Below are 857 nucleotides of genomic sequence, written 5' to 3' on the forward strand. Positions count from 1 at the left end.
CTAGGAGCCTGTCCGAGTAGTCCCTGTTCAATTGGGCGGGAGTGTGATTCGATTTGGTCCATGAGCAAGTATTTTCGGCCGTGGAAGATTGATTAGCCGCAGTTGCTGCCGCCGAGTGTGCAGGATTTCGTGCCGCGGGAGCACCTGTCACGTTTCATCGTGGAACTGGTGCGGCAGAGCCTGGACCTCAGCGAGATATCTGGCAACTACCGGAGTTCGCTCGGCCAGCCGCCGTTTGATCCGCGCCTGATGGTGGCGCTGCTGCTCAACGGGTACGCGGTCGGCCTCTATTCCTCGCGGCGGATCGCCAGGGCCTGCGTCGAACGCGCCGACTTCATGATGATCGCGGCGCTCGATGCGCCGGATTTCCGCACCATCTCCGAGTTCCGCAAGCGGCACCTCAAACACTTGGCCGGGCTGTTCGTGCAGGTGTTGAGGCTCGCCGAGAAGGCCGGGTTGGTGCGGCTCGGGCATGTCGCGCTCGATGGCACCAAGATCAAGGCGAATGCCTCCAAACACAAGGCGATGAGCTACGAGCGGATGAAGAAGCGCGAATCCGAGTTGCAGGCCGAGGTCGATCGCTGGCTGGCCGCCGCCGAGGCCGCGGATGCTGAAGACGACAAGCTGCACGGCAACAAGCGTGGCGACGAGTTGCCCGACTGGGTCGCCGACAAGCAGAAGCGGATCGAAAGGATCGCCGAGGCCAAAGCTGAGCTGGAGGCTGAGGCGAAGGCCGCGGCCGACGAGGAGCGTCGCATCGAGGCCGAGAAGCAGAAGAACCGCGAGGCCGAGGGCCGCAAGAAGACCGGCAAGCCCGCGGCACCGCCATCCGACGCGCCTGCCCCAAAGGCACAGCG

At 64.1% G+C, this 857-nt stretch carries 1 protein-coding gene; it reads left to right on the top strand.

Translation table 11 applies throughout. The features are described from left to right. Window positions 1-102: 102 nt before the first annotated feature. Window positions 103-857: transposase (locus tag AAFX91_RS42075; RefSeq protein WP_394570399.1), on the top strand; the 755-nt coding region annotated here is incomplete at its 3' end.

It is taken from the genome of Bradyrhizobium sp. 31Argb, from assembly GCF_043638955.1.
In the GTDB taxonomy this organism is placed as follows: domain Bacteria; phylum Pseudomonadota; class Alphaproteobacteria; order Rhizobiales; family Xanthobacteraceae; genus Bradyrhizobium.